Source organism: Brevibacterium luteolum (assembly GCF_025147615.1).
GTDB classification, from domain to species: domain Bacteria; phylum Actinomycetota; class Actinomycetes; order Actinomycetales; family Brevibacteriaceae; genus Brevibacterium; species Brevibacterium luteolum.
Genome location: NZ_JALXPM010000001.1, coordinates 38,759 through 62,175 on the forward strand (window position 1 = coordinate 38,759; position 23,417 = coordinate 62,175).

General features: G+C 69.6%; 23 protein-coding genes. 9 read left to right on the top strand and 14 right to left on the bottom strand.

What is annotated here, in order from left to right:
* Window positions 1-13: 13 nt before the first annotated feature.
* Entirely contained in the window at window positions 14-1,333 is a 1,320-nt protein-coding gene (locus tag M3C25_RS00190) for a geranylgeranyl reductase family protein (protein WP_259854446.1), read from the bottom strand.
* Window positions 1,330-2,058, bottom strand: a complete 729-nt coding sequence (locus M3C25_RS00195; RefSeq protein ID WP_259854447.1) for a demethylmenaquinone methyltransferase — start codon at window positions 2,056-2,058, stop codon at window positions 1,330-1,332. The genes M3C25_RS00190 and M3C25_RS00195 overlap by 4 nt, the downstream gene beginning before the upstream one ends.
* Window positions 2,059-2,165: 107 nt before the next feature.
* Between M3C25_RS00195 and M3C25_RS00200 the strand changes: the two genes are divergently transcribed.
* Together M3C25_RS00200 and M3C25_RS00205 are read left to right on the top strand one after the other, a co-directional pair.
* A complete protein-coding gene (locus M3C25_RS00200) occupies window positions 2,166-3,635 on the top strand; it encodes an isochorismate synthase (RefSeq protein ID WP_259854450.1) in 1,470 nt (489 codons plus the stop codon).
* Window positions 3,628-4,146, top strand: coding sequence for a hypothetical protein (locus M3C25_RS00205; protein WP_259854452.1), 519 nt, complete (start codon window positions 3,628-3,630; stop codon window positions 4,144-4,146). The genes M3C25_RS00200 and M3C25_RS00205 overlap by 8 nt, the downstream gene beginning before the upstream one ends.
* Window positions 4,147-4,167: 21 nt before the next feature.
* On the opposite strand, the gene menD is transcribed toward M3C25_RS00205, so the two are convergent.
* Window positions 4,168-5,829 carry a 2-succinyl-5-enolpyruvyl-6-hydroxy-3-cyclohexene-1-carboxylic-acid synthase gene (menD, locus tag M3C25_RS00210; protein ID WP_259854453.1) on the bottom strand — a complete coding sequence of 554 codons (1,662 nt, stop codon included), beginning with the start codon at window positions 5,827-5,829 and terminating at the stop codon, window positions 4,168-4,170.
* Window positions 5,830-5,918: 89 nt separating this feature from the next.
* On the opposite strand from menD, the gene M3C25_RS00215 reads away from it, so the two are divergent.
* Window positions 5,919-6,878, top strand: coding sequence for a CPBP family intramembrane glutamic endopeptidase (locus M3C25_RS00215; protein ID WP_259854454.1), 960 nt, complete (start codon window positions 5,919-5,921; stop codon window positions 6,876-6,878).
* A gap of 97 nt (window positions 6,879-6,975) precedes the next feature.
* Window positions 6,976-8,451, top strand: coding sequence for an alpha/beta hydrolase (locus tag M3C25_RS00220; RefSeq protein WP_259854455.1), 1,476 nt, complete (start codon window positions 6,976-6,978; stop codon window positions 8,449-8,451).
* Window positions 8,452-8,496: 45 nt separating this feature from the next.
* Here M3C25_RS00220 and M3C25_RS00225 read toward each other — a convergent pair whose 3' ends face one another.
* On the bottom strand, window positions 8,497-9,513 hold the full coding sequence (locus M3C25_RS00225; RefSeq protein ID WP_259854456.1) for a GNAT family N-acetyltransferase: 1,017 nt from the start codon (window positions 9,511-9,513) through the stop codon (window positions 8,497-8,499).
* A 73-nt stretch (window positions 9,514-9,586) separates the two neighbouring features.
* Here M3C25_RS00225 and M3C25_RS00230 point away from each other — a divergent pair, with 73 nt between their 5' ends.
* Window positions 9,587-10,234, top strand: coding sequence for a sensor domain-containing protein (locus M3C25_RS00230; RefSeq protein WP_259854457.1), 648 nt, complete (start codon window positions 9,587-9,589; stop codon window positions 10,232-10,234).
* 4 nt (window positions 10,235-10,238) lie between these two features.
* On the opposite strand, the gene M3C25_RS00235 is transcribed toward M3C25_RS00230, so the two are convergent.
* Window positions 10,239-11,324, bottom strand: a complete 1,086-nt coding sequence (locus M3C25_RS00235) for an o-succinylbenzoate synthase (RefSeq protein WP_259854458.1) — start codon at window positions 11,322-11,324, stop codon at window positions 10,239-10,241.
* Between the two features lie 59 nt (window positions 11,325-11,383).
* Here M3C25_RS00235 and M3C25_RS00240 point away from each other — a divergent pair, with 59 nt between their 5' ends.
* The 3 genes from M3C25_RS00240 to M3C25_RS00250 all read left to right on the top strand — a co-directional run bounded on the left by M3C25_RS00240 (window position 11,384) and on the right by M3C25_RS00250 (window position 14,633).
* Window positions 11,384-12,301 carry a 1,4-dihydroxy-2-naphthoyl-CoA synthase gene (locus M3C25_RS00240; protein ID WP_259854459.1) on the top strand — a complete coding sequence of 306 codons (918 nt, stop codon included), beginning with the start codon at window positions 11,384-11,386 and terminating at the stop codon, window positions 12,299-12,301.
* A gap of 19 nt (window positions 12,302-12,320) precedes the next feature.
* A complete protein-coding gene (locus M3C25_RS00245) occupies window positions 12,321-13,565 on the top strand; it encodes an AMP-binding protein (protein WP_259854461.1) in 1,245 nt (414 codons plus the stop codon).
* A gap of 132 nt (window positions 13,566-13,697) precedes the next feature.
* The gene (locus M3C25_RS00250) at window positions 13,698-14,633 is read left to right on the top strand and encodes a 1,4-dihydroxy-2-naphthoate polyprenyltransferase (protein ID WP_102161378.1); all 936 of its coding nucleotides are present in this window, start codon (window positions 13,698-13,700) and stop codon (window positions 14,631-14,633) included.
* Between the two features lie 30 nt (window positions 14,634-14,663).
* Here M3C25_RS00250 and M3C25_RS00255 read toward each other — a convergent pair whose 3' ends face one another.
* Window positions 14,664-14,960 (bottom strand): DUF4229 domain-containing protein, encoded by a 297-nt coding sequence (locus M3C25_RS00255; protein WP_170273243.1) that lies wholly within the window; start codon window positions 14,958-14,960, stop codon window positions 14,664-14,666.
* Window positions 14,961-15,095: 135 nt separating this feature from the next.
* Here M3C25_RS00255 and M3C25_RS00260 point away from each other — a divergent pair, with 135 nt between their 5' ends.
* Window positions 15,096-15,665, top strand: coding sequence for a PLD nuclease N-terminal domain-containing protein (locus M3C25_RS00260; RefSeq protein ID WP_259854464.1), 570 nt, complete (start codon window positions 15,096-15,098; stop codon window positions 15,663-15,665).
* 71 nt (window positions 15,666-15,736) lie between these two features.
* Here M3C25_RS00260 and ccsB read toward each other — a convergent pair whose 3' ends face one another.
* The 8 genes from ccsB to hemB form a co-directional block, all read right to left on the bottom strand.
* The gene (ccsB, locus tag M3C25_RS00265; RefSeq protein WP_259854472.1) at window positions 15,737-16,819 is read right to left on the bottom strand and encodes a c-type cytochrome biogenesis protein CcsB; all 1,083 of its coding nucleotides are present in this window, start codon (window positions 16,817-16,819) and stop codon (window positions 15,737-15,739) included.
* Window positions 16,816-18,369, bottom strand: coding sequence for a cytochrome c biogenesis protein ResB (gene resB, locus M3C25_RS00270; protein WP_259854474.1), 1,554 nt, complete (start codon window positions 18,367-18,369; stop codon window positions 16,816-16,818). Before resB ends, ccsB begins: the two co-directional genes overlap by 4 nt.
* Window positions 18,370-18,402: 33 nt before the next feature.
* The gene (locus M3C25_RS00275; RefSeq protein ID WP_102161374.1) at window positions 18,403-19,167 is read right to left on the bottom strand and encodes a cytochrome c biogenesis CcdA family protein; all 765 of its coding nucleotides are present in this window, start codon (window positions 19,165-19,167) and stop codon (window positions 18,403-18,405) included.
* A complete protein-coding gene (locus tag M3C25_RS00280) occupies window positions 19,164-19,760 on the bottom strand; it encodes a TlpA family protein disulfide reductase (RefSeq protein ID WP_259854477.1) in 597 nt (198 codons plus the stop codon). Before M3C25_RS00280 ends, M3C25_RS00275 begins: the two co-directional genes overlap by 4 nt.
* Window positions 19,757-20,431 (bottom strand): histidine phosphatase family protein, encoded by a 675-nt coding sequence (locus tag M3C25_RS00285; RefSeq protein ID WP_259854478.1) that lies wholly within the window; start codon window positions 20,429-20,431, stop codon window positions 19,757-19,759. Before M3C25_RS00285 ends, M3C25_RS00280 begins: the two co-directional genes overlap by 4 nt.
* The gene (hemL, locus tag M3C25_RS00290) at window positions 20,428-21,768 is read right to left on the bottom strand and encodes a glutamate-1-semialdehyde 2,1-aminomutase (RefSeq protein WP_259854479.1); all 1,341 of its coding nucleotides are present in this window, start codon (window positions 21,766-21,768) and stop codon (window positions 20,428-20,430) included. The genes M3C25_RS00285 and hemL overlap by 4 nt, the downstream gene beginning before the upstream one ends.
* A gap of 65 nt (window positions 21,769-21,833) precedes the next feature.
* Window positions 21,834-22,364, bottom strand: coding sequence for a MarR family winged helix-turn-helix transcriptional regulator (locus M3C25_RS00295; RefSeq protein WP_259854480.1), 531 nt, complete (start codon window positions 22,362-22,364; stop codon window positions 21,834-21,836).
* A complete protein-coding gene (gene hemB / locus M3C25_RS00300; protein WP_259854481.1) occupies window positions 22,361-23,410 on the bottom strand; it encodes a porphobilinogen synthase in 1,050 nt (349 codons plus the stop codon). Before hemB ends, M3C25_RS00295 begins: the two co-directional genes overlap by 4 nt.
* Between the last annotated feature and the right edge of the window lie 7 nt (window positions 23,411-23,417).

Consider the following 23,417-nt stretch of genomic DNA (forward strand, 5'->3'; position numbering starts at 1 on the left):
GTCCCCTCAGCCCTCAGTCGTTCGTCGTCGCCGGTGTCAGCCTCGTCAGCGCGGTGATGACATAGTCGTAGGCGTCCCGATCGGTGGTGGATCCGTCGTCGTAGAGGTTCGCCAGCAGCTTGACCACGAAGGTCATCACCAGTCTGCTACTCATACCGTACTTGATGCCGAGGCTCATGAGCTCGGGGCGTCCGATGAGCCCGGCGAACACCCGTCCGAGGGTGAAGTAGGAGCCGAAGCTCTCGCGCACGGCGGCCGGGTATTCGGCCAGGCGGTGCCGGCGGGCGGCCTCGGGATAGCGGGCGTAGGTGGAGATGACCTCGGCGGCGATGCGGGCGGCTTCCATGCCGTAGTCGATGCCTTCGCCGTTGAAGGGGTTGACCATTCCGCCGGCGTCGCCGATGAGCAGCATGCCGCGGTTGAAGTGCGGGGTGCGGTTGAAGGCCATCGGCAGGGCCGCTGAGCGCACCGGGGTCAGTTCGGTGGTCTCGTCGATGTCCCACTCGTGACCCATGGCTGCGATCCAGTCACGCAGCACCGCCCGGTAGTCGACCTGGCCGAAGGCCGGGGAGGTGTTGAGCATCCCGAGTCCGACGTTGACGGTGCCGTCGCCGAGCGGGAACAGCCAGCCGTAGCCGGGCATCACCTCGCCGCCGGTCGCCTGGCCCGAGGCGATGGTCTGGGTGGGTGCGGTGAGCTCGACCCAGCTTTCGATGTAGTCATCGTCATGGCGCGGGGAGGAATGGTAGGTGCGCACGGCCACGCCCATCGGGCGGTCGTTGCGCTTCTCGATGCCCAGGGAGACGGCCATGCGGGAGGACACGCCGTCGGCGGCGATGACGACCGGGGCGCGGAAGGTCAGCTCGGGGCCGGTCCTGCGGCCGCGCTCATCGGTGGCCCGGGCGGCGACCCCAGTGACCCAGCCGTCGGGGCCGAGGATCGGATGGGTGGCCATCGTGTTCTCGTGCAGGTGCGCGCCGCACGCGGCTGCGAAGCCGGCGAGGTCGGCGTCGAACTTCATGCGCGAACGGGTGAGCCCGTGATCGGGCATGCCCGGCACATCGGGCCAGTCGATCTCCAGGCGGTGGCCGGCGCCGATGAGCCGCAGCCCGCGGTTGGGGTGCCAGCCGTCCTCGGCCCGGGTCGGGATGCCGAGGCGCTGGGTTTCGCGCACCGCCCTGGGGGTGAGCGCGTCGCCGCAGATCTTGTCACGCGGGAAGGAGGCCTTCTCCAGAAGCGCGACGTCGAAGCCCGCCTGAGCGAGGTGGGCGGCTGCGGTCGAGCCAGCCGGTCCTGCACCGACGATGACGACATCGGCGTCGATGCGGGTCATGTCGTCGCGCTGCCAGCCGGGTTGGGTCCGGCGGCGGGTTTGAGGGCGTGGTGGATGGCGACGATGCCGCCGGTGAGGTTGCGGTACTTGACCTGGTCGTAGCCGGCAGCGAAGATCTGCCGGGCGAAGGTGTCCTGGTCCGGCCAGGCGCGGATCGACTCGGCGAGGTAGACGTAGGCATCGGGATTCGAGCTCACGGCCTTCGCCAGGGCCGGCAGCGCGGCCATGATGTACTCCTTGTACGCCACAGCGAACGGTGCGAACGTCGGGGTGGAGAACTCGGCGATGACAAGCCGGCCGCCGGGCTTGAGGACGCGCAGGATCTCAGTCAGGGAAGCGTCGACATCCTGGAAGTTGCGGATGCCGTAGGTGATCGTCACCGCATCGAAATGATCATCGGCGAACGGCAGGTCGAGGGCGTCGGCGTAGACGAACTCGATGTCCGGGTAGCGTTTCCTTCCGACAGCGAGCATACCCTCGGAGATGTCGCCTGCCACCACCTCGGCGCCGGCGCGCACATACGGAACGGACGAGGCGCCGGTCCCGGCGGCCAGGTCGAGGATCTTCTCACCCGGCTTGGGGTCGACCGCCTCGGTGTTGGCGATGCGCCACAGGCGTGAGATCCCGAAGGTCATGACGTCGTTGGTGAGGTCGTAGCGCTCGGCGACGTCGTCGAACATCGACGCGACGTCGGCGGCCTGTTTGTCCAGCTGGGCCCGGTTCATTGCCCTATCGTCTCAACTGAGCCGCCCGGGAGCCAATCGGGGCCCGGTGTCGTGGCGCGGACGGCTCGAGGTGCCTGCCGCCGGGTCCGGTGAGCACGTAGGATGGCATGACTATGGACAGGATCGATGTGAGCGACGACGACCCTGGGCTGCCGCGGTTCGCGGTGCGTTCATGGTTCATCGACGGCCTCAGCCCCCATGCCCCAGTGCCCTTCACCCACGGACTGCCGACGACGCCGCAGGAGTTCATCTCCCAGCTGCCGGCTGCAGGATTCTCGTGCTGGGTGCGGCACACCTCCGGGCTCGTCGGGTTCGGCCGGGCAGCCCGGCTGACCGCCACCGGCACCCGCCGGTTCGCTGACCTCGACCGGGCCTGGCAGCGGATCGTGGCGACCTCGACGATCGACGATCCGGTCGGCCTGCCGGGTTCGGGACTCATGTGCTTCTCAGCGGTGACGTTCTCCGCCCAGTCGCAGACCACCTCGGTCATCGACATCCCCCGCTATCTGCTCGGCCGTCGTGACGGGCGCGTGTGGCTGACCTCGATCGAACCGCTCGATGCTCACACAGCCGACCCGGCGGGCAACGGCGATGGCAGTGACGATGGGGAGCTCGTCCTCGCCCCGACCCCGATCCGCCGGCCGGTCGGCGCGGCCCGGAAACCCGGTCACACGACCGGGTCGGACTACCTCGACATCGTCGCCCAGGCGAGCGCGCTCATGCGGGAGCAGACCGGTGCGCAGGCGCTGAAGAAGGTCGTGCTCGCCCGCGATGAGCTCATCGAGACTCCTGATGAGATCGATGTGCGCGCCCTGCTGGCGGCACTTAATACCGCCTATCCGGGCTGCTGGACCTTCGATGTCGCAGGCCTCATCGGTGCGACCCCCGAGCTGCTCGTCGGCGTCGAGGACGGCCGGGTCACCACCCGGGTGCTCGCCGGCACCTACCGGGTCGAGGACGATCCGCGCGCCGAACTCGCCGCCGCCCGCAAGCTGCTGGGCAAGGCGAAGGATCAGGAGGAGCACCGCTATGCGATCGAGTCGATCGTCGCGCCGCTGGCCCGCCTGACCGATCAGCTGCATGTCGATGCGGAGCCGCACCTGCTGCAGCTGGCCAATGTCATCCACCTGGCCTCCGACGCCTCGGGCACGCTCACGGTGCGCGACGGGCAGATGCCGACTGCACTGGCCGTCGCCGAGGCGGTCCATCCGACTGCTGCGATCGGCGGGGTGCCGACGCCGCTGGCTGCCGCGACGATCGCCGAGTACGAGCACACCGACCGGGGCCGGTTCTCCGGGCCGGTGGGCTGGATGGACTCAGCCGGCAACGGGCAGTTCGGCATCGCCCTGCGGTGCGGTCAATTCGAGGCCCGCAACCGCATCCGGCTCTTCGCTGGGGCTGGGATCATGCCCGATTCCGATCCGCTGGCCGAACTGGTCGAGACCGGTGCGAAGTTCGCGCCGATGCGCACCGCCCTCGGCATCGACCCGCAGGCCGCGATCGCCGAGGAGCGTGCGGCGGCCATGCCGACGGATGCAGCACCTACGGCTGCCGTGCGGGAGGACAGTCATGCGTAGGTCGGGGTATCTGGCGATCTTCGCAGGTGCGGTCATCGTCGCGTTCAGTGCGCTCATCAGCTTGCTGCTCGGGTTCTTCGGCGACGGGGTGCCGGCTGGTCAGGAGTTCGTCCTCACCGTCGCGGCCGTGCTCATCGCCACCGGCTTCGGCCTGCAGGTGGCGAGCACGGTCGCCGGATCCTTCGATGACGGCACCGGCGACCATGACGGCGATGCCGAGCACGACGTCACCTCCGGCGGCACCCGGCACGACGATTCGCGCCGCGAGTTCACCGACTCAGCCGAGAACCCGGCCACCGGACTCGGCCAGGTCGCCAACATCGTCGTCTACGCCGGGGCCGGGACGTTCCTCATCGGCTACGTCACCGACCTCTTCGCCCCATCCGACGGCGGGGCGACCACCGCCGCGGTCATCATGCTCGCAGCCGGCGTCATCCTCATCGCCGGAGTCGCGCTCACTCTCATCGCCGCTTCTCGCAGGCGGACCGAGCGCCGCCGCGGCAGCGCCTGAACCCAGCGGCTGACCGCAGAATCAGCGCACCGCGGGACTCACGACCGGTGGCAGCGGCACCTCGATGATGCCCGGCTCACCGGCCGCAAGCACCTCAGCGAGCTCAGCAGGACTGCCGGCCCGCGTGTACGGCCAGCCGTAGCCAGCAGCCAGGTCGGCGAAGTCCCGGCCGTGCGCGGTGGCGAAGAAGCGCTGGAAGTACGGCACGAGGTGATCCTGACCGTGTTCGAGTCCGGCGAAGATCTGCCCGCCGTCATCATTGAGCACGATGATCTGCAGTGCTGGCAGCTCTTCGCCGGCTTCGCGCAGCAGCCCGCCGATCTCATGCAGCATCGCCAGGTCCCCGATGATGAGCCGCACCGGCACGGTCGAGTCAAGAGCCCGGGAGAACCCGGTGGCTGTCGAGATGAGCCCATCGATGCCGGCCAGTCCGCGCGAGGCATGCACATGCGCGCGCTTCTCGACCGGTACAGCGTGGATGGTCTCGGCGATGACGCGGATGGCCGAGGAGCTGGCTGCATAGACATGCGGGCGCACATCGCCCGCGGCGGTGAGCGCCGCCTGCACGATCTCCGCCCGCCTGCCGCCGGTTCCGGTGAGCTTCCGGCCAGCCTCGCTCCAGCGGCCCAACCAGCTGCCCACACCAGCAGGACGTTCGGCGTTGCACCCGGCCTCGCGTTCAGCATCCAGTGCTGCGGCGAGACCCACCTCGGCGCCGGCGGGGATGCGGATGATCTGCCGGTCGGAGGCCAGCAGTTTCGCATCGGGCCTGAACAGAGTCGGCTTGCCGATGACCACGACCCGCCGGCAGGCGTCGAGGAGCTCTGAGTGCGCCTCGAGGACCTGCGGGTGGGCCGGCACCGCGGCGCTGGAGTCGACGAGCGGACAGGAGGGTTCGGCCAGGATCGGCACACCGGTGGCTTCCAATGCTGCGGCGACACCTGCAAGCGGGAAGCCGTGGACATCCCCGCCGAGCACGATCGTCTCCCCGGCCGCGGCAGTCAGCGCTTCGGCAGCGGCGGTGATCTGCGCGGTCTCCACCGCCTCGGGCGCGGGGACCGGCGGGCACGTGAGCTCTGCTGCCCAGTCGTCTGCCGCCTCGACGGCGGTGGGCACGAGCGGGACGTCGAACTGGACGTTGATCTGCACCGGTCCCGGCTGCCCACCCGGCCCGGCACCGCAGGCCGCTGCCAGGCAGCGCCCGGCGATCGCCTCGGCATCAGCGGCGCCGGCGGGGATATCGCAGCCGGTGAGCGCCTCCGGCAGCATCGTCGCCTGAGCATCGAGAGTCTGATTGGCGCCGGTACCGCGCAGCCGGGCCGGCCGGTCGGCGGTGAGCGCGATGAGCGGCAGGTGGGCGTAGGCGGCTTCGGCGAACGCCGGGTGGAGGTTCGCGACCGCCGAACCCGAGGTGGTGACGACGGCGACCGGGCGGGGGTGCCCTGCGATCCGGTGGCCTTTGGCCAGGCCGAGGGCGAGGAACGCTGCCGAGCGCTCGTCGATGCGCACGAACGTGTCGATCCGGCCGGCCGCGGCTGCCTGCGCGAGCGCATAGGTCAGGGGTGCTGACCGGGAGCCGGGGCAGATGACGACATCGCGCACCCCAGCGGCGGTCAGGGCGCGGACGACGGCGCGGGCCACCGCGGTCGAGGGCTGCAGCTGCTGATCAGGAGAGGTGTTCATCACCTCGATTCAACCACGCCCTCCCGAAAGCTGTTCCTGCTCCGGTGGCAGCGTGCCGGGCGCTCTGCGGGACAGCTTAGAATGTGCTCATGACCTACCCGCCGCATCCCTATCTGCTGCGCTCTGAGCCTGAGGAGCCCACGACGCAGCGCACGGACAGGCGGCGGATCCTGCAGCTGCTCGCCGGGATCGTCCTGTTCATCCTCACGAGCGTCGTGCTGCTCACCGTCGACTGGGCGCTGCTGAACCTTTCCGGCCGCCCGATCGAGATCACCGATCCGGGCACCATCGCGCGTCCCGGCTGGATCGGCGTCAGCAGCGCCTGCGCGGCCGCCGCCGTTGGGCTGCTGCTCTACCGGCTCATCGTCGGCTGGATCGGCGGTGATCCGGGTCAGGGGCTGCGCGGCGGTTCGAAGACCATCGAGTTCCTCTTCGGCATCACCGTCGGTGTCGCGGTCATCCTCGCAGCGATCGGCATCATCGCGCTGCTCGGCGGCTACCGGATCACCGGCATCCAGCTCAGTGACGGGATCCTCATCGGCCTGGCCAGCGGGATCAGCGCCGGTGTCATCGAGGAGATCGTCTTCCGCGGGATCCTGCTGCGGATCCTCGATGCGTGGTTCGGCTCATGGGCAGCACTCATCATCTCCTCAGCGCTGTTCGGTGCCGCGCATCTGGGCAATCCCGGCTCGAGCTGGTGGGGTGCGACCGCGATCGCTGTGGAGGCCGGTCTGCTGCTGGGCGGGGCCTATCTGCTCACCCGCCGGCTGTGGCTGCCGATCGGCATCCACGCCACGTGGAACTTCCTCTCCGGTGGCATCTTCAGCTCCCCGGTCTCCGGCGTCGGTTCCGGGGACGGTCTGTTCGCTGCGACATTCTCCGGGCCGGACTGGCTGACCGGCGGGGACCTCGGCATGGAGGGATCGGTCATCACCGTCATGGTGTGCTCGCTGGCCAGCCTGGCGATGCTCTTCCTCGCCCACCGGCAGGGCCAGCTGCTGCCGAGCGTGCGCACCGAGCGCCGCCGGGCAGCCAATCCCCAGCACTGAGTCGCACGCCCGTCTCCTCCCGTTCACCCACACGTCCTATCGTGAGCGGTGAGACCCCGTGTCGCGCCCACCTCTGCCGAGCCCTGCGAGGACGTTTATGATCCAGCGACGTCACATCATGCTCTCCGTCGGCGCGCGCGCCGTGCGCGCCCTGACCGCTGCCCGCAACCGGGCCGGCGAGTTCCCCGGCCGCAACCAGACGCTCACCTTCCTCGGCCCTGAGCCCACCGGTGAGGACGCCGCCCGCTTCCATGTGCGGGAGAAGCGCAAGCTCTCCCGCCGGCTGCGCGAGTTCTTCGTCTACTCCCCCGCCCTGTCGCGCACTGTCGGGCTGCGGGTGCTGCTGCCGGGCACCCCGAGCGAGGTCGCCGACGTCATCTACCTCTTCCACGGCTCCGGCGATGACTTCCGCTCCTGGACCGACCTCGGGGCTGCTGAGCGGATCACCGCTGAGAGCCCGTATCTCGTCGTCATGCCCGATGCCGGGGCGGCGAGCTACTCGACGCATGCCTTCGGCGATACGCTGCTCGACTGGCCGAAGTTCCACACCGGGGAGCTCGTCGACTTCGTCACCGGCCGCTATTCCGTCAACGCCGAACGCGGCGGCCAGATCCTGGCCGGCCTGTCGATGGGCGGATATGCGGCGATGAAGTACGCCGCCTGGCATCCCGACCGCTACTGCGCGGCCGCCGCATTCTCCTCCCCGCTCGACCCGCTGGCCGCCGTGCCGCTCATGGACATCATCTCGCTGCGCGAGGGCGGCGAACCGCGTTCGCTGTTCGGCGATCCGCGCCGCGATAAGGCCGAATGGCTGGCCAACTCCCCGCTGCACCTGGCGGAGAACCTCGCCGCCACCGATCTGTGGTTCACCGCCGGCTCCGGCGACCCGGACCCCGAGGAGGCCGAGGAGCACGTCGACGTGCTGGAGGCCAGCGTCAGCCACCACGGTGAGTCCTTCCACCGGCGGCTGAGCGAGCTGGGCATCAGGCACATGTGGACGCCGCGCGCCACCGGGCTGCACAACTGGTTCGCCTGGCAGCGCGAACTCGGCGAGTGGCTCACTGCGCTGCCGCAGCGGCTGACCGCTCAGGCTGCCGCCGGCCGCCGTTCCCGAGGTGGTGGGCAGGTCTCCGATGGCGCAGCGTTCACCTTCATCACCGGTCTGCCGGTGTTCTCGGTGCACGGCTGGGAGGTCTCGATCTCCCGCCGGCGCGCGCAGCTGGTGACCTTCGGGCAGGTGACGACTGCCGGGTTCACCCTCAACGGGGCGGGCACGTTCCGCATCCGCACTCCTGCGCTGTACCACCCGGGTGAGATGTATGAGCTGCGGATCTCCTCGCCGCTGTCGGAGTCAGTCTCGACGCTGCGCGCCGATGCGCAGGGCCGGCTCGACTTCACCGGCCGGATGGCCGGTGCGCTGCACGACCCGATCGTGCCCGGCCGGCGCACCCGCCACTACCGCACCTGGGGCCAGGACGAGATCACCCATGTGACAATCGCACCCTGCGAACCGGTGCCGGCCGCATCCACGACCCGGAAGCGTCACCGCGGGGACGCCGCCGAGAAACTCTGACCTCCGCACCCGGGTGAGGGATCCCGGTGGCAGCCCTGGTGATGGTTACGGGTGCAGCAGCCAGTGCGCGCGGACCGGACGGTAGCCGCGCCGGATCCACAAAGGCCCTGAGAGCGGATTCTGTGCCGCGTAGCCGATGAGCAGCGTGTCGACGCCCTGTGCCCGGGCGTGGGCTTCTCCGGCGGCGAGCATCCGGCTGGCCAGCCCGGTGCCGCGCAGGTGCGGTTCGGTCCAGGCGAAGCCGACATAGGCGCTGGCACCCACGGTGAGGCCGGCGGCCCACGCTGATTCCTCGGGTGGGGTGATGGTGAGGTAGGCGTCGATGGTGCCCGGCTCCTGGCCGCGCACGATCGCCGACCAGCCGGGACCGGCGGCGATCGCCTCGCGCGCATACTGGCGCATGGCTTCCTCGGTGCTCTCCCGCATGAGCTTGGACATGAACGCGGCATCGAATGCCTGCAGCTTCACCATCCCCGCCGTCAGCGCGTCCTCATCAGCCTCCTCCGGCGCAGCGAACGGCACATCCCCAGCCGGCACCTCGGGTGCGTCGCGGTCGAGAACCCGCAGTCCGTCCATGGAGTCGAGGCGGAAGCCGGTGGCCGCCAGCGCCTGGGCGATGGCCGCCTCGCGGGCGGGGATCGAGACGCGGATCGACCGGTCTTCGTCGTCGATCGTCTCCCCGTCACCGAACCTGCTGCCGGCCCCGCGGGCCGTATCGGCATCCCGGGCCCGCGCCTCTGCGACGGCAGCGGCGAGCACCGCGGCGATTCCGGCGGCATCGGCATCGGTGCCGACGCGCAGCTGGATGGTGTGCGCCACTCGGGTGCCCCACACGGCAGCCGGGGTGTCGGGACCGGAGACATGGGTGCGCACGACGGCCAGAGCGGCCGGCGATTCGGGCACGGCAGCAGCCGGATCGGCACCGACGACCGCATCCCCAGGCTCAAGCTGCGGGACCTCCAGGGGCGCCCAGGCCGGGTCGAGGGCGGCCAGTCGGGCGGTCTGCTCAGTGGTGAGCCGGGCGAGCGCGGCGTGGGGTGCGGGATCGAAGACGGTGTCCATGCAGCGATCCTAGGCGCGCGGCAGGTTGCGCATATGCCGTGTGGTGCATGCCGGTGCCCGATAGGCTGGGGGAATGCGAACCCGTCGTGCTGTCACTGCCTGCGCTGCTGTTTCCCTGCTCCTGCTCGCCGGCTGCGGTGCCGGTGGCGATGAGCAGCTGGAGTCGGATGCGATCTCGGAGAGGATCGACCAGGTGAGCTTCGATGGTGAGGCGTTCACCGCGCACGGCAATGAGACGGTGCCCAGTGAGGAGGAGATCGGGTTCATCTCCGAGGAGATCGCGGACTCTGCGTGTGCCGACGCGCTGACGGCGGTGCAGCGTGAGCAGGTGCAGATGCATGAGCACTTCTCCCACGGTGAGCATCCGCGCGCTGATCTCGATGCGACCAGCTACCCCGATGCCGACGCCGCCGAGGCGGGCATTGAGCAGGTGCGTGCCTATGTCGAGTCGTGTGCCAGCTATGAGCGCACGAGCGGTGGGGAGACCTATGCGTCCTCGACGCTCACGCCCTTCGACGTCGAGGTCGACGGTGCTGATGCGGCGCTGGGCTATGCGGAGAAGCAGGCGGACGGGTTCGTGTTCCTCTACGTCTACGCCCAGGCCGGCAACACGCTGGTGTCTGCGTATGGGGCACCGGATTCGCCGGCGCCGATCGATGATGAGGCCTACCGGGCCGATCTGCAGGCGATCGCCGGTGAGGCCCTCGGCGTCTTCGGCTGAGGGCTCAGGCTAGGCGGCGCAGCTCGGACAGGCAGTCGCGCACCCGGGCGTCCCACCAGGCGCAGGTCTCGGCGTCTGCGGTGTGGGCGGCGAGCAGGCCTGGGTCAGGGTGCGTGCGGGCCGCGGGCAGGACTGCGGCAGTGCCCGGATCGTCAGGGCCGTGTGTGCCGGAGTCGCTGATGATGTCTTCGGTGAACAGCGCCCCAGTGCCCAGCCCGCAGGCCGGCGGGCCGGCGAAGATCGCCTCTGCAGCGGAGTCGACCGGCAGGCTGGCGGCCAGCAGCGCACCTGCCCGCAGCCCGATGCCGGTCTCCAGAGCTGATGACACGACAGCGGGCAGCCCGCATCCGGTGACGACGTCTGCGGCATGCTGGGCGCCGCCGAGCGGCTGGGCCTTGACGATGATGACATCAGCCGCCCCGAGAGCTGCGACCCGGTAGGGGTCATCGGCCTTGCGGATCGACTCATCGGCAGCGATGCGGATAGGCAGCCCGCGGGCGGCGATCCACTCCCGCAGCCGGGCGAGATCCTCGACCGCGGCGACGGGCTGCTCGATGTACTCCAGCCAGTCGCCCACCTCAGGCAGCTCGGCGACGGCGGCACACAGCTGCTGGGCGTCGGCGAGCGGGTAGCCGGCGTTGGCGTCGAAGCGCAGCCGGGCTGCCGGAGCGTGGGCGCGCACGGCCCGGATGCGCGCGAGATCCGTGTTCAGGCTCGCGATCCCATCTGCTGCGATCTTGATCTTGAACGTTCCCGCACCCGGATAGCGGGTGATGAGACCCGGCACCGCCTCTGGCGGGCAGTCGGGGATGGTGCCGTTGAGCGGCACGGCATCGCGCAGGGGTTCTTGAGCCGGCCGGTGACCGAACTCGAGCGCACCTGCCAGCCAGCGTGCCGCCTCGGGCGCGGCGTATTCGACGAACGGTGAGAACTCCGACCAGCCGGCAGGCCCCTGGAAGATGAGGGCCTGCCGGGAGGTGATGCCGCGGAAGCGGGTGATCATCGGCAGCTCGACGACGCGGCGCTCAGGCAGCAGTTCATCGAGGTCGTCGGTGCCGGTGACGAGGTCGGCCAGCCAGTCTGGGATCATGCCTCCACACTACGCCGCGCACCGGCACCTGCGACGGGCCCAAGCGTTAGGGTTAGGGCATGTCTGTCTCTGAGATCTTCGACCCCAGCCGTTGGCGCGCGGTCTCCGGCTTCGACTTCACCGACATCACCTACCACCGGGCCATCGACGCCGAGGGCGCCGACATCGGCTGTGTGCGCATCGCCTTCGACCGGCCCGAGGTGCGCAACGCGTTCCGCCCGCACACCGTCGATGAGCTCTACCGCGCCCTCGACCACGCCCGGCAGACCCCCGACGTCGGCTGTGTGCTGCTGACCGGCAACGGACCGAGCGAGAAGGACGGCGGCTGGGCGTTCTGCTCCGGTGGCGACCAGCGCATCCGCGGACGCTCCGGCTACCAGTACGCCGCTGGCGAGACCGCCGAGACCGTCGACCCGGCGCGCGCCGGGCGCCTGCACATCCTCGAAGTCCAGCGGCTCATCCGCACGATGCCCAAGATCGTCATCGCCGTCGTTCCCGGCTGGGCGGCAGGCGGCGGCCACAGCCTGCACGTCGTGTGCGATATGACGATCGCCTCGCGTGAGCATGCGAAGTTCAAGCAGACCGACGCCGACGTCGGCTCCTATGATGCCGGCTACGGTTCGGCGTATCTGGCGAAGATGGTCGGGCAGAAGCGGGCCCGGGAGATCTTCTTCCTCGGCCGCACCTACTCCGCCCAGGAGATGGCCGAGATGGGCGCGGTCAACGAGGTCGTCGACCATGCCGAGCTCGAAACCGCGGCCCTGACGATGGCCAGCGAGATCCTCGGCAAGTCCCCGAACGCCCAGCGGATGCTGAAGTTCGCCTTCAACCTCGTCGACGACGGTCTCGTCGGCCAGCAGGTCTTCGCCGGTGAGGCCACCCGCCTCGGCTATATGACCGATGAGGCCGTCGAGGGCCGGGATGCGTTCTTGGAGAAGCGCGACCCGGACTGGTCGCCGTTCCCCTGGTACTACTGAGCCGGTGAGGGCCCGCTCGATGGACCACACCGAACTCGCCGAACTGCTGCGCCGGGCACTCGCCGGCGCACACACCGTCGTGCTGCCGCCCACCCGCGACGGGCAGATCACCGTCGTCGACCCGCACCACTACGACGACGCCGGCACCGGCCGCCGGCCCCCGGCCCTCGTCGTCCACACCTCGGGCACCACTGGACCGGCCAAGGGAGTGGCGCTTTCTGCTCAGGCACTCACCGCCTCGGCGCGGGCGACCGAGGGAATCCTCGGCGGGCCCGGCCGCTGGTACCTGGCGCTGCCGGTCAACCACATCGCCGGCACGCAGGTGGTGCTGCGCTCGCTGCAGGCCCAGACGGTGCCCTTCGCCGCGCGCGGGCCGTTCACCGCGCAGTCCTTCAGCGCCGATGTCATGGCGCTGCAGGAGGCGGCCCTGCACATGATCGCCTCATCCGGCCCGCCCGGACCGCTCTACACCGCGCTCGTGCCCACCCAGCTCACCCGCATCATGGCCGATCCGGTCGCCGCTGAGCTCGCGCGCTCCTTCGACGCGATCCTGCTCGGCGGGGCGGCGATCTCCCCCAGCCTGCTCGCCCGCGCCGCATCAGCCGGCCTGAACATCGTGCGCACCTACGGGATGAGCGAGACCTGCGGGGGCTGCGTCTACGACGGGGTCCCCTTCGCAGACGTCGACATCAGCATCGACGACACCGGCCGGGTGGTGCTGGCCGGCGATGTGCTCGCCGACGGCTATGTCGATGTCACCGGCGGTCGGCTGCGCGCACTCCCCGATCCCTGGACCGGCAGTGGGTTCACCACCGGTGAGGACGGGACCCGCCGGTTCGTCACCAGTGATCTGGGGACGATCACCGACGGTGTGCTGAGCGTCCTCGGCCGGGCCGATGACGTCGTCATCTCCGGTGGGGAGAACATCAGCCCGCTGGCCGTCGAGAACACACTGCTCGTCGCCCTCGAACCGGCAGGGGTGCGCGAGGTGCTCGTCACCGGGGTGCCGGATGCCGAATGGGGTGAGGTGCTCGCCTGCGCGATCGTCACTGACCGCCCCGGCACGACTGACGGCGACCCCGTCGCCGCCGCACGGTCACTCGCCGACCGGCTCACAGCCGCGGTGCCGGACCAGCCGAGCCTGCACCGTCCGGTCTATGCGGTCGAACTTGATGCGCTGCCGGCGACCGGTCTGGGCAAACCGGACAGGCGTGCCCTGCGCCGCCAGCTGGTTGAGCGTCTCGGACTGGCCGAGCGCACCTGACTGCAACCGAGTTGTGATGCGCCGCATTGGGAAACGGCCTGACGCAGTGGCAGACTAGACTGGTCTGCGGCCAGCGAAACTGCTGGCCAGCGCACTGACCATGGCATGATCTGACTGACATTGAGGACGTCGATGGCAACCTTCCAGCAGTGGGTCGAGGGAGCTCGGCTGCGCACCCTGCCGCTGGCTGTCGCCCCCGTGCTGCTGGGGACCGGAGCCGCGCTCGGTGTGCTCGGCGGTCTGTCGGCCCTCGTCATCGGCAGCATGCTCGACGACCCGGACCCTGATGTCTCACTGTCGTTCCTGCTGCTGAAGGCGGCGCTCGCACTCATCGTGTCCCTGGCCCTGCAGATCGGGTCGAACTACGCCAATGACTACTCCGACGGCGTGCGCGGCACCGACGACGTGCGAGTCGGACCACTGCGGCTGACCGCCTCCGGGGCAGCTGCGCCCGAGGCGGTGAAGCGGGCGGCATTCATCAGCTTCGGCGTCGCTGTGGCCGCCGGTGCGATCCTCGTCATCATCTCCCAGGCGTGGTGGCTGATCCCGGTCGGTGCCGCCGCGATCTGGGCGGCCTGGTTCTACACCGGCGGTTCGAAGCCGTACGGCTACCGGGCGATGGGCGAGCTGTTCGTCTTCATCTTCTTCGGCCTCGTCGCCACGCTCGGGACGACCTATGCGCTCGTCTCAACGATCTCAGCGGCCGCGATCGCCGGTGCGGTCGCGATCGGGCTGTTCGCCTGCGCGGTGCTCATGGTCAACAACCTGCGCGACATCCCCACCGACCGGCAGGCCGACAAACTGACTTTGGCGGTGCTGCTGGGTGAGAAGCGGGCGCGGCTGGCCTACACGCTGCTCGTGTTCATCCCGTATGCGCTGCTGCTCGTACCGATTCTCACCGGACATCCGGCTGCGGTGCTCGCGGCGCTGTCGCTGGTGCTCACGATCTCACCCCTGCAGGTGGTGCTCTCCGGTTCGGAGGGCACAGCACTCATCCCGCCGATCAAGCACACGGGGCTCGCGGCTCTGGCCTATGCGGCGCTGCTGGCGCTCGGCCTGGCACTGTAGGCGTGCAGACGGATGTTGGGCCAGCAGACGTCAGCGGTCAGGATCTCTGCGGTCGAGTTCCCGGTCCTCCAGGTCCTCGTCGCTGCCCTTCTTCACGGTGCGCGCCTTGACCTTCCCGCTGCGGGCCCGGCGGCGCTCCTGCCAGGCGATGAGCGAACCGGTCGCCGAATCGCGCAGCGGCCTGAGCGCCAGATAGCTGATGAGGGCGGAGATGATGATCGCCGCGATCGTCGAGATGAGGCCGGGGCCCGCGATCCACCAGACGACGACGATCGTGCCCATGAGCACAGCGAGGCGGGCAAGCAGGTACATCAGATAGTCACGCATGATGCCCACCAGTGTACCGGTGCCGGCGGTCCGTCCGAACGCGGGAGGCGCACCTGAGTCCGCGCTGAGAGGCCGCATCTGAGATGCTCAATCGTTTCCGTCCGCCTGCGCCGATCGACTATCCTGATAGGCAATATGACAAGGATTCTGGTAGCCGCCGCACTGATTCTCGTCGCTGTCACGCTGTACAGCTTCTTCGACTGCGTCGTCCGCGACCGCGCCCACATTCGAGTCCTGCCCAAATGGGGCTGGCTGCTCGTCATCCTCTTCGTCCCGGTCTTCGGGCTGCTGCTGTGGTTCCTGTTCGGCCGCTCCAGCTTCGGCCGGCGCCGCTCGGCCGGCCCGGTGGCCCCGGATGATGATCCCGACTACCTGCAGAAGATCGCCGATGAGGTCGAACAGGCCGAGCGCCGCAAGCGCCGCGAGGAGTTCGAGCGCCGCCGCAGGTCCACCGGCAGCACTGCCGCGGCGCACGGCACCCAGGCCCAGTCGGAGGAGGACGTCGACGCACCCGCCACGCCCCAACCCTTTGACGAACCGGCAGCCGAGCCGGAGGCCCCGGAAGAGGAGCTGAGCCCGCACGAGCAGTTCGAGCGCTGGCTGGCCGAACGCGAACGCGAGGAGCGCGCCGCCGGCGAAACCCCGGACGATCACCCGGAGAGCGGCGAGAACGGCGCCAACTCCGCCAACGGCCGCTCATCATAAGCAGACAGAAGAATGATCCGCAGGACCGTGGGGTCCTGCGGATCATTGCATTCAGCTCACGCCACGGCCGATCACAGCCCGGAGTAGGAGTGCAGGCCGTCGAAGTAGACGTTGACGATGGCGAAGTTGAAGATGAGGCTGGAGAAGCCGACGATGTTGAGCACGGCCACCTGGGTGGCTGACCAGCCGCGGGTCGCGCGTGCGTGGAGGTAGGCGGCGTAGACGACCCAGACGACGAATGACCAGATCTCCTTGGCGTCCCAGCCCCACGGGCGGCCCCAGGCGACCTCAGCCCAGATCGCGCCGGCGATGACGGTGAACGTCCAGGTGACGAATCCGACGGCGGCGATCCGGTAGGACAGCTGCTCGACGGCCTCGCTGGCCGGCACCCGGTTGAACATGCGCGCAAGCCCGGTGACGGTGTCCTTCTTCTCGGTGCGGGCCTTGAGGATCTGGAAGATCGCGAGGATCGCCGAGACGCTCAGCAGTGCGGTCGAGAGGATCGCGATCGGCACGTGGATCCAGATCCAGTACGACTGCAGCGCCGGCACGAGCTGCGCGGCCGGGGTGTAGAAGACGGTGATGCACAGGCCCAGGGTGACGAGCGCGCCGCCGGCGACGAAGGTGCCGAGGTAGCGGATGTCGGCGAAGTACAGCACAACGATGTAGACGAGCACAGCGAGTGCGGAGGCGGTGAGCGCGTACTCCATCATGTTGCCCCACGGCACGCGGGTGACCGAGAGCGCGCGGGTGAGCACGGCGGCCACGTGCAGGCCGGTCGCGAGCACCGTCAGTGCGGTCGCCATGCGGGCGGCGGTGCGGCGTCCGGCCGTTCCCGAGGCGCCGGTCGCCTTCTCCTCGGGCCCGCCGGTCTCAGCGTCTGCTGCCCCTGCATCAGCAGTCTCGGCGTCGTCCTCGCGGTCGAGGACGGCGACGGAGGAGTTGCGTGTGGTGCGCACCGGTGCTGAGGCCTTCGCGCTCGTCTTCGCACCGGCCCTGCGGGCGGTGGCCTTCTTCCCGCTGCTGGCCAGGGTGCGGCCGGCGAACAGGTCGCTGGAGTAGAGGAGGAAGGCGATCGCGTACACGGCCATCGCCGAGTAGATCAGGAGATTCGACCACGTCGCAAGCGTGACGTTGACGTCCATGGAGGTCATGCCTTTCGACTGGGTGAGTTGTTCAATTCTACTGCAAGGCTCTCGGCCGCCTGCACCACGCGCGGGTCCTCTCCGCGGGCAAGCGAGGCGACCTCGGTGGCCACCCCGTCGCCGGTGTCGGCGGCGCGGACCCACATGCGCCGGCGCGGCACGAACAGGGAGAGCCCGAGGCCGGCGAGCAGGAAGATCGTGAAACCGAGCATGATCCCCTGCGTGGGGTCATGCCGGATGTCGAGAGCGACGTAGCGTTTGATCTCTTCGAGTTCGACGCTGCCGAGCCCATCGGGCAGCTCGGCGGTCTCCCCGGGCTTGAGGTACAGCTGCAGCGGCTGCCCGTCGGGCCCGGCGAGCTGGTCGAGGTTGTCGGTGTCGAGCTCGTAGACCGACTGGGCGATCCCGGCATCGAGGCCGAGGTCGCCGGCGAAGACGTTCATCACGAGGTAAGGGTTGCGCAGCTCAGCGAACTGGGAGACGAGCTCGCCCTTTTCGTTCTGTGAGGCGGTCGGCAGCAGGATGCCGACGAAGCCGAGCTGGTCGGGGCTGGCATCGGGGACCTTGACGACGCCGCGGGAGGTGTAGACGCCGTCCTGCGGCAGGAACACGACCGGCCCGGAGTAGGTGACGTTGCCTTCACCGTCGCGCACGGTGATGACCGGGGCGTAACCGTTGCCGGTGAGGTAGACCCGGGAGCCGTCGATGCGGATCGGTTCGTTGACCCGCAGACTGTGGTCGGTGTCCTGGCCGTGCTGGATGGTGGTGACGTCGGCGTTGAACGCGCGCGGCTGGCCGAACTGGTTACCGGCGGCGGCGTCGTCGAAGCTGGCGTCGAACTTATTCAGCCGCAGCCGGTAGTCGTCGAGCCTATCGGCGGAGAAGTAGGAGCCGGGTTCGAAGGAGTCGTAGGAGACCAGCGAGTTGGTGAAGGTCTCACCTTCGACGAGGATCCGCTGGCCGGAATACCCGATGAGCGCGCCGACCGCCATCGTGACGGTGACGCCGAGCAGGCAGATGTGGAAGAGCAGGTTGCCGGTCTCGCGCAGGTAGCCGCGCTCGGCTGAGACTGCGTCGCCGCGCCGGATGGTGCGGTAGCCGAGCTTCTTCAGCCGCGCCTCGGCGGCGGTGAGCATGTCCTCGGCCGTGCCCGAGGCGGTGAAGGCCTGGTAGCCGGGCATCCGGGACAGCCGACGCGGCGCCGGTGGCGGGGCTTGGCGCATCGCCTTGTAGTGCTGCTTGCTGCGCGGCAGCACACAGCCGACGAGCGAGACCATGAGCAGGATGTAGATCGCGGCAAACCACACGGAGGCGTAGACGTCGAAGAGCTGCACGGCGTCGAGGAACGGGCCGATCCGCGGGTTGTCCTCGATGTACTGGGTGACCTGGGCGGGGTCCTGGATGCGCTGGGGCAGCAGGGATCCGGGGATCGAGGCCAGGGCGAGGATGAGCAGCAGGATGAGTGCGGTGCGCATCGTCGTCAGCTGCCGCCAGGCCCAGCGCAGCATGCCGAGTGCGCCGATGTCGGGCGGGGCGGGTTTCGCGGTCTTCGTACTCATATCCTCGTCAAGTGTGGCAGATGGTCGGGCCGGTCAGATCAGCAGGTCGAAGTCGCCGATGGTGCCCTGCAGCTGCTGGATCCAGGCGTTCCACACCCCGGTGACGAGCAGCAGGCCGAGCAGGATGAGCATGATCCCGCCGATGCGCACGATCGTCTGCTGGTGCTCGCGCACCCAGGCCAGCCGGCCGGCGCCGCGGTGGAGCAGGAAGGCGACGATGAGGAACGGGATGCCGAGGCCGAGGCAGTAGACGAAGGTCAGCAGCGTGCCGCGCCACACCTGCCCTTCAGCACCGAATCCGGTGGACAGGGCGAGCACAGCGGCCAGGGTCGGGCCGATGCACGGCGCCCAGCCGAGCGCGAAGGTCGCCCCGAGCACGGGTGCGCCCCACAGCCCGGCCTTGGGCTTCTTCTGAAGCCGGCGGTCGCGCTGCAGCCAGCCGAAGCCGCCCATGAATACGATGCCGGCGATGATGACGACGGCACCCATGATCCGGGTGAGCAGGCCGATCCACTCCCCCGCTGCAGCGCCGAGCCCGGAGAAGGCGGTGCCGAGGGCGACGAAGACGACGGCGAAGCCGAGGACGAAGAGGGCGACTCCTCCGAGCACCGTGGAGGTGCGCTTGTCCTCGATCGAGGTGCCGGTCAGCCCGGTGACGTACCCGATGTAGCCGGGCACGAGCGGCAGCACGCACGGGGAGGCGAAGGACACCGCGCCGGCGAGCGCGGCGACGAGCATCGCGATGAGCAGCGGCCCGTCGAGGATCGTCTGGGCGAAGGTGTTGCCGATATCGGTCATTCGCCGAGCACGTCTTCGATCATCCCGGTGAGCGTCGAGGCGTCGACGGCGCCGACAGCGCGGGCAGCGGCCCGGCCCTCGGTGTCGAGGATGACGGTCGACGGGGTGGCCTGCGGCGGCAGGATGTCCGAGAGCAGGGCGACCATCGCACCGTCGGTGTCGAGCATGTTCGGGTACGGCACCTCGAAGTTCCTGATGAACGCCTCGGCCGCCCCTGCCTGGTCGCGGACGTTGACGCCGAGGAACACAGTGTCGTCAGCGAACTTCTCGGAGGCCTCGATGAGGTCGGGGGCCTCCTTGCGGCATGGCGGGCAGGCGGCGTACCAGAGGTTGATGACGACGAGTTTCGGGCGCAGCCCGGCCAGGGACTGCTTCTCCCCGTCGAGGGTCTCGAAGTCGAGGTCGAGCGGTTCGCCTCGGTCGGCTGGGGCGACCTGGGTGATGACTCCGGAGCCGGAGACGTATCCCTGTTCGCTGCCGGCTTGCTGGGCGAGTTCGTCGTTCTCGCTCGCGCAGCCGGCGAGCACGATCGTCCCGGCGGCCGAGGCGGCCAGCGTCAGCAGTCCGCGCCGGCTCAGCGGCTGGTCCCTCATGCGCCGGGCACCGCCTTGACCGGCTGGAGGTCAGCGCACACATCGGTGTACTCGATGCCGGTGAGCTCTCCTGCCTCATAGGTGAAGGTGGTGACGGAGGCGAGCGCGCATTCGCGTTGGCGCGGATCGTGCCACAGCCGATGGCCCTCAGCGGCCCGGCGGGTCACCCAGATCGGCAGCTGGTGGGAGACGATGACCCCGTCGACGGTGCCGTTGCCGCCGGCCACGCCGTCGCCTGCGGCGAGCGGTTCGAGCTGGCGGCGCAGGCTGGCGATCGCGGCGCGCATGCGCATCACCTGCTGCTGGTACGGCTCGCCCCAGGAGGGGCGCAGCGGGTTGTACAGGCGCACGAGGTTGGCCGGCTGCGTCAGATGCGAGCGGTCGACGACCATGCCCTCGAAGCTGTTGGCGGCCTCGATGACCCGCTCATCGATCTGCGGGGTCATCTCCAGGGCGCCGGCGAGCGGGGCGATGGTCTCCTGGGCGCGCTGCAACGGCGAGCTCACAAGTGCCGAAACGGCGAAGTCCGGGCTGGTGAAGTGCTCGGCGAGCCGGCCGGCCATCTCGTGGCCGCGCGATGAGAGCCCGTAACCGGGCAGCCGGCCGTAGAGCAGCCCGTCGGGGTTGTGGACCTCGCCGTGGCGGGTGAGGTGGATGCGCACCTGACTCATGCCTTCTCTCCTGCGCTGTGGGCGGCCGCGGCCGAGGCGGCGGCTGGCAGGGCGGCGATGATCCGCTCGAGCACCTCGTCGGTGTGGGCCAGGGACAGGAACCAGGCTTCGAAGGCGCTCGGGGGCAGGTGGATGCCGGATTCGAGCATGCTGGTGAAGAACGCCCCGTAGGCGGCGGAGTCCTGGGCGCGGGCGTCGTCGTAGCTGCGCACCTCGCGGTCGGTGAAGAACACCGAGAACATCGAGTTCGCGCTCTGGATCCGGTGCGGCACACCGGCGGCGGTCAGCGCCTCGCTGACGGCTGGGCGGAGGATGTCGGCGGCGCGCTCGAGGTGGGTGTAGACGTCGAGTTCGGTGGTGAGCTTAAGCGTGGTGATTCCGGCGGCGGTGGCGACCGGGTTCCCCGACAGCGTGCCGGCCTGGTAGACCGGGCCTGCCGGGGCGAGGTGCTGCATGACCTCGGCGCGGCCGCCGAAGGCTGCGGCCGGGAAGCCGCCGCCCATGACCTTGCCGAAGGTGAACAGGTCGGCGGGGCCTTCGGGGTAGCCGGCGGTTGCGGATTCGTAGCCGTACCAGCCGGCTGCGGAGACGCGGAAGCCGGTCATGACCTCATCGGAGATCATGAGTGCCCCGTGCTGGCGGGTGAGCGACCGGATCGTCTGGGTGAAGCCGTCACGCGGCGGCACGACACCCATGTTGCCGGGGCTGGCTTCGGTGATGACGCAGGCGATGTCGGCGCCGTGTTCGGCGAAGGCGGCAGCCAGGGCGTCGGGGTCGTTGTAGGGCAGCACGATCGTGTCGGCCGCGCTTGCGCCGGTGACACCGGGGGTGTCGGGCAGGGAGAAGGTCGCCAGTCCGGAGCCGGCGGCGGCCAGCAGCGCGTCGACGTGCCCGTGGTAGCAGCCGGCGAACTTCACGACCTTCGCCCGGCCGGTGTAACCGCGGGCCAGGCGGATCGCCGACATCGTCGCCTCGGTGCCCGAGGACACGAGGCGGACCTCGTCGACCGGTTCGACGCGCGCGACGATCTCCTCAGCCAGTGCCACCTCGTTGGCCGACGGGGTGCCGAAGGAGAAGCCCTTCTGCGCGGCCTCGGTGGCGGCGGCGAGCACCTGGGGGTGGGCGTGGCCGAGGATCATCGGCCCCCAGGAGCCGATCAGGTCGATGTAGTCGTTGCCGTCGACATCGCGCAGCGTCGCACCCTGTGCCGAGTCGATGAAGCGCGGGGTGCCGCCGACAGCTCCGAAGGCCCTGACCGGCGAGTTGACGCCACCGGGGGTGACGGCCAGTGCCCGGTCGAAGAGCTGCTGGGAGGCTGTCAGGTTCTGCGAGGTCATGGAGCTCCTTTTCGGCAGTTCGTCACGGTCAGGTGCCCGGCCGCTGGCCAGGGCGCACGCGGCACTTACGGTACGTCACGCATATGGGAATTCACTTTGAGGAAGATCGAGCGCATCGTCTCGACCTCACTGTCGTCGAGCAGGTCGATGAGGTGCTGGCGCACGCCTTCGACGTGCAACGGGGCGGAGCGCTCGAGCAGCGACCAGCCGTCTTCGGTGAGCGAGCAGTTGATGCCGCGGCCGTCCTCGGCGATCGCAGTGCGCTCGACGAGTCCACGCTTCTCCATCCGGGAGACGATATGGGTCAGCCGGGACCGGCTCATGCCCATATCGTCGGCGAGCAGCGCCATGCGCATGCAGCGGCCCGCCTGTTCGGAGAGATGGACGAGGACTTCGTATTCGGGCATCCCGATGCGGTGGGTCGCGCGCAGCTCCTTGTCGAGCTGGCTCATGAGCAGCTGGTGGGCGATGAGGAAGCTGCGCCAGGCGACCTGCTGGTCCTCGCTCAGCCAGCGCGGCTCATCCGGCGCCTCGGTCACGGGTGAGACGTGCGGGACCCGCTCGCCGTCGCGCACGCGGTCACGATCCATCATCATCGCCGGCCCCGCCTTCCAGCGGCCTCGGCGTTGAGGTGCTCGGCGACCTCGGTCGCCCAGTAGGTGAGCACCGCATCGGCGCCGGCGCGCACGAAACAGGTAAGGCTCTCAAGGATCGCCGGCATCCGGTCGACGGCTCCTGCCCGCGCAGCGAATTCGACCATCGCGTACTCGCCGGAGATCTGGTAGGCCCACACCGGCACCGGGGAGGCCTCGGCGACCTGGGCGAGGACGTCGAGGTAGGGCAGACCAGGCTTGACCATGACGATGTCAGCGCCTTCGGCGAGGTCGAGTTCGAGTTCGCGCATCGCCTCGCGGCCGTTGGCCGGATCCTGCTGGTAGGTGCGGCGGTCGCCTTCGAGCTGGGATTCGACGGCTTCCCGGAAGGGCCCGTAGAAGGCCGAAGAGTACTTGGCGGTGTAGCCGAGCACCACAACGTCGGTGAATCCGGCGGCGTCGAGGGTGGCGCGCACGGCGGCGACCTGGCCGTCCATCATGCCCGACAGCCCGAGCACGTGGGCGCCGGCGCGGGCCTGAGCGAGCGCCATCTGGGCATACAGGTCGAGGGTGGCGTCGTTGTCGACGCTGCCATCCTCGGCGAGCACTCCGCAGTGGCCGTGGGAGGTGAACTCGTCGAGGCACAGATCGGCCATGACGACGGTGTCCTCGCCGACCGCCTCGGCCACAGCCGTGATGGCGCGGTTGAGGATCCCATCAGCGGCGCACGCCTGGCTGCCCTCGGGGTCACGTTCGGCGGGGATGCCGAAGAGCATGATTCCCCCGACTCCAGCGGCTGCGGCCTGCCGGGCCGCGGTGACGAGCGAGTCGAGGGTGTGCTGGAAGACCCCGGGCATGCCCTGCAGCTCGACGGGGGCGTCGAGGGTCTCCTTGACGAACATCGGCAGGATGAGCTGCGCGGGGTCGAGGCGGTGTTCGGCCACGAGCCGGCGCAGGGCCGGGGTGGTGCGCAGGCGGCGCGGGCGGATCGCGCCCGGGGCCAGGCCGATGGCGCGGTCAGCGGTGTATGCGGAGGGGGTGGGCGTCATGTGCATC

Excerpts from the sequence above, each read along its gene's own strand:
- M3C25_RS00200 (WP_259854450.1), top strand. The coding sequence starts at position 2,166 with ATGACTATGGACAGGATCGATGTGAGCGACGACGACCCTGGGCTGCCG.
- M3C25_RS00260 (WP_259854464.1), top strand. The coding sequence starts at position 15,096 with ATGACAAGGATTCTGGTAGCCGCCGCACTGATTCTCGTCGCTGTCACG.
- hemL (WP_259854479.1), bottom strand. The coding sequence starts at position 21,768 with ATGACCTCGCAGAACCTGACAGCCTCCCAGCAGCTCTTCGACCGGGCA.
- M3C25_RS00295 (WP_259854480.1), bottom strand. The coding sequence starts at position 22,364 with ATGATGATGGATCGTGACCGCGTGCGCGACGGCGAGCGGGTCCCGCAC.
- ccsB (WP_259854472.1), bottom strand. The coding sequence starts at position 16,819 with ATGACCTCCATGGACGTCAACGTCACGCTTGCGACGTGGTCGAATCTC.
- M3C25_RS00195 (WP_259854447.1), bottom strand. The coding sequence starts at position 2,058 with ATGAACCGGGCCCAGCTGGACAAACAGGCCGCCGACGTCGCGTCGATG.
- M3C25_RS00190 (WP_259854446.1), bottom strand. The coding sequence starts at position 1,333 with ATGACCCGCATCGACGCCGATGTCGTCATCGTCGGTGCAGGACCGGCT.
- M3C25_RS00250 (WP_102161378.1), top strand. The coding sequence starts at position 13,698 with ATGGCAACCTTCCAGCAGTGGGTCGAGGGAGCTCGGCTGCGCACCCTG.
- M3C25_RS00215 (WP_259854454.1), top strand. The coding sequence starts at position 5,919 with ATGACCTACCCGCCGCATCCCTATCTGCTGCGCTCTGAGCCTGAGGAG.
- M3C25_RS00275 (WP_102161374.1), bottom strand. The coding sequence starts at position 19,167 with ATGACCGATATCGGCAACACCTTCGCCCAGACGATCCTCGACGGGCCG.
- M3C25_RS00255 (WP_170273243.1), bottom strand. The coding sequence starts at position 14,960 with ATGCGTGACTATCTGATGTACCTGCTTGCCCGCCTCGCTGTGCTCATG.
- M3C25_RS00235 (WP_259854458.1), bottom strand. The coding sequence starts at position 11,324 with ATGATCCCAGACTGGCTGGCCGACCTCGTCACCGGCACCGACGACCTC.
- resB (WP_259854474.1), bottom strand. The coding sequence starts at position 18,369 with ATGAGTACGAAGACCGCGAAACCCGCCCCGCCCGACATCGGCGCACTC.
- M3C25_RS00285 (WP_259854478.1), bottom strand. The coding sequence starts at position 20,431 with ATGAGTCAGGTGCGCATCCACCTCACCCGCCACGGCGAGGTCCACAAC.
- M3C25_RS00280 (WP_259854477.1), bottom strand. The coding sequence starts at position 19,760 with ATGAGGGACCAGCCGCTGAGCCGGCGCGGACTGCTGACGCTGGCCGCC.
- M3C25_RS00240 (WP_259854459.1), top strand. The coding sequence starts at position 11,384 with ATGTCTGTCTCTGAGATCTTCGACCCCAGCCGTTGGCGCGCGGTCTCC.
- menD (WP_259854453.1), bottom strand. The coding sequence starts at position 5,829 with ATGAACACCTCTCCTGATCAGCAGCTGCAGCCCTCGACCGCGGTGGCC.
- M3C25_RS00245 (WP_259854461.1), top strand. The coding sequence starts at position 12,321 with ATGGACCACACCGAACTCGCCGAACTGCTGCGCCGGGCACTCGCCGGC.
- M3C25_RS00230 (WP_259854457.1), top strand. The coding sequence starts at position 9,587 with ATGCGAACCCGTCGTGCTGTCACTGCCTGCGCTGCTGTTTCCCTGCTC.
- hemB (WP_259854481.1), bottom strand. The coding sequence starts at position 23,410 with ATGACGCCCACCCCCTCCGCATACACCGCTGACCGCGCCATCGGCCTG.
- M3C25_RS00205 (WP_259854452.1), top strand. The coding sequence starts at position 3,628 with ATGCGTAGGTCGGGGTATCTGGCGATCTTCGCAGGTGCGGTCATCGTC.
- M3C25_RS00220 (WP_259854455.1), top strand. The coding sequence starts at position 6,976 with ATGATCCAGCGACGTCACATCATGCTCTCCGTCGGCGCGCGCGCCGTG.
- M3C25_RS00225 (WP_259854456.1), bottom strand. The coding sequence starts at position 9,513 with ATGGACACCGTCTTCGATCCCGCACCCCACGCCGCGCTCGCCCGGCTC.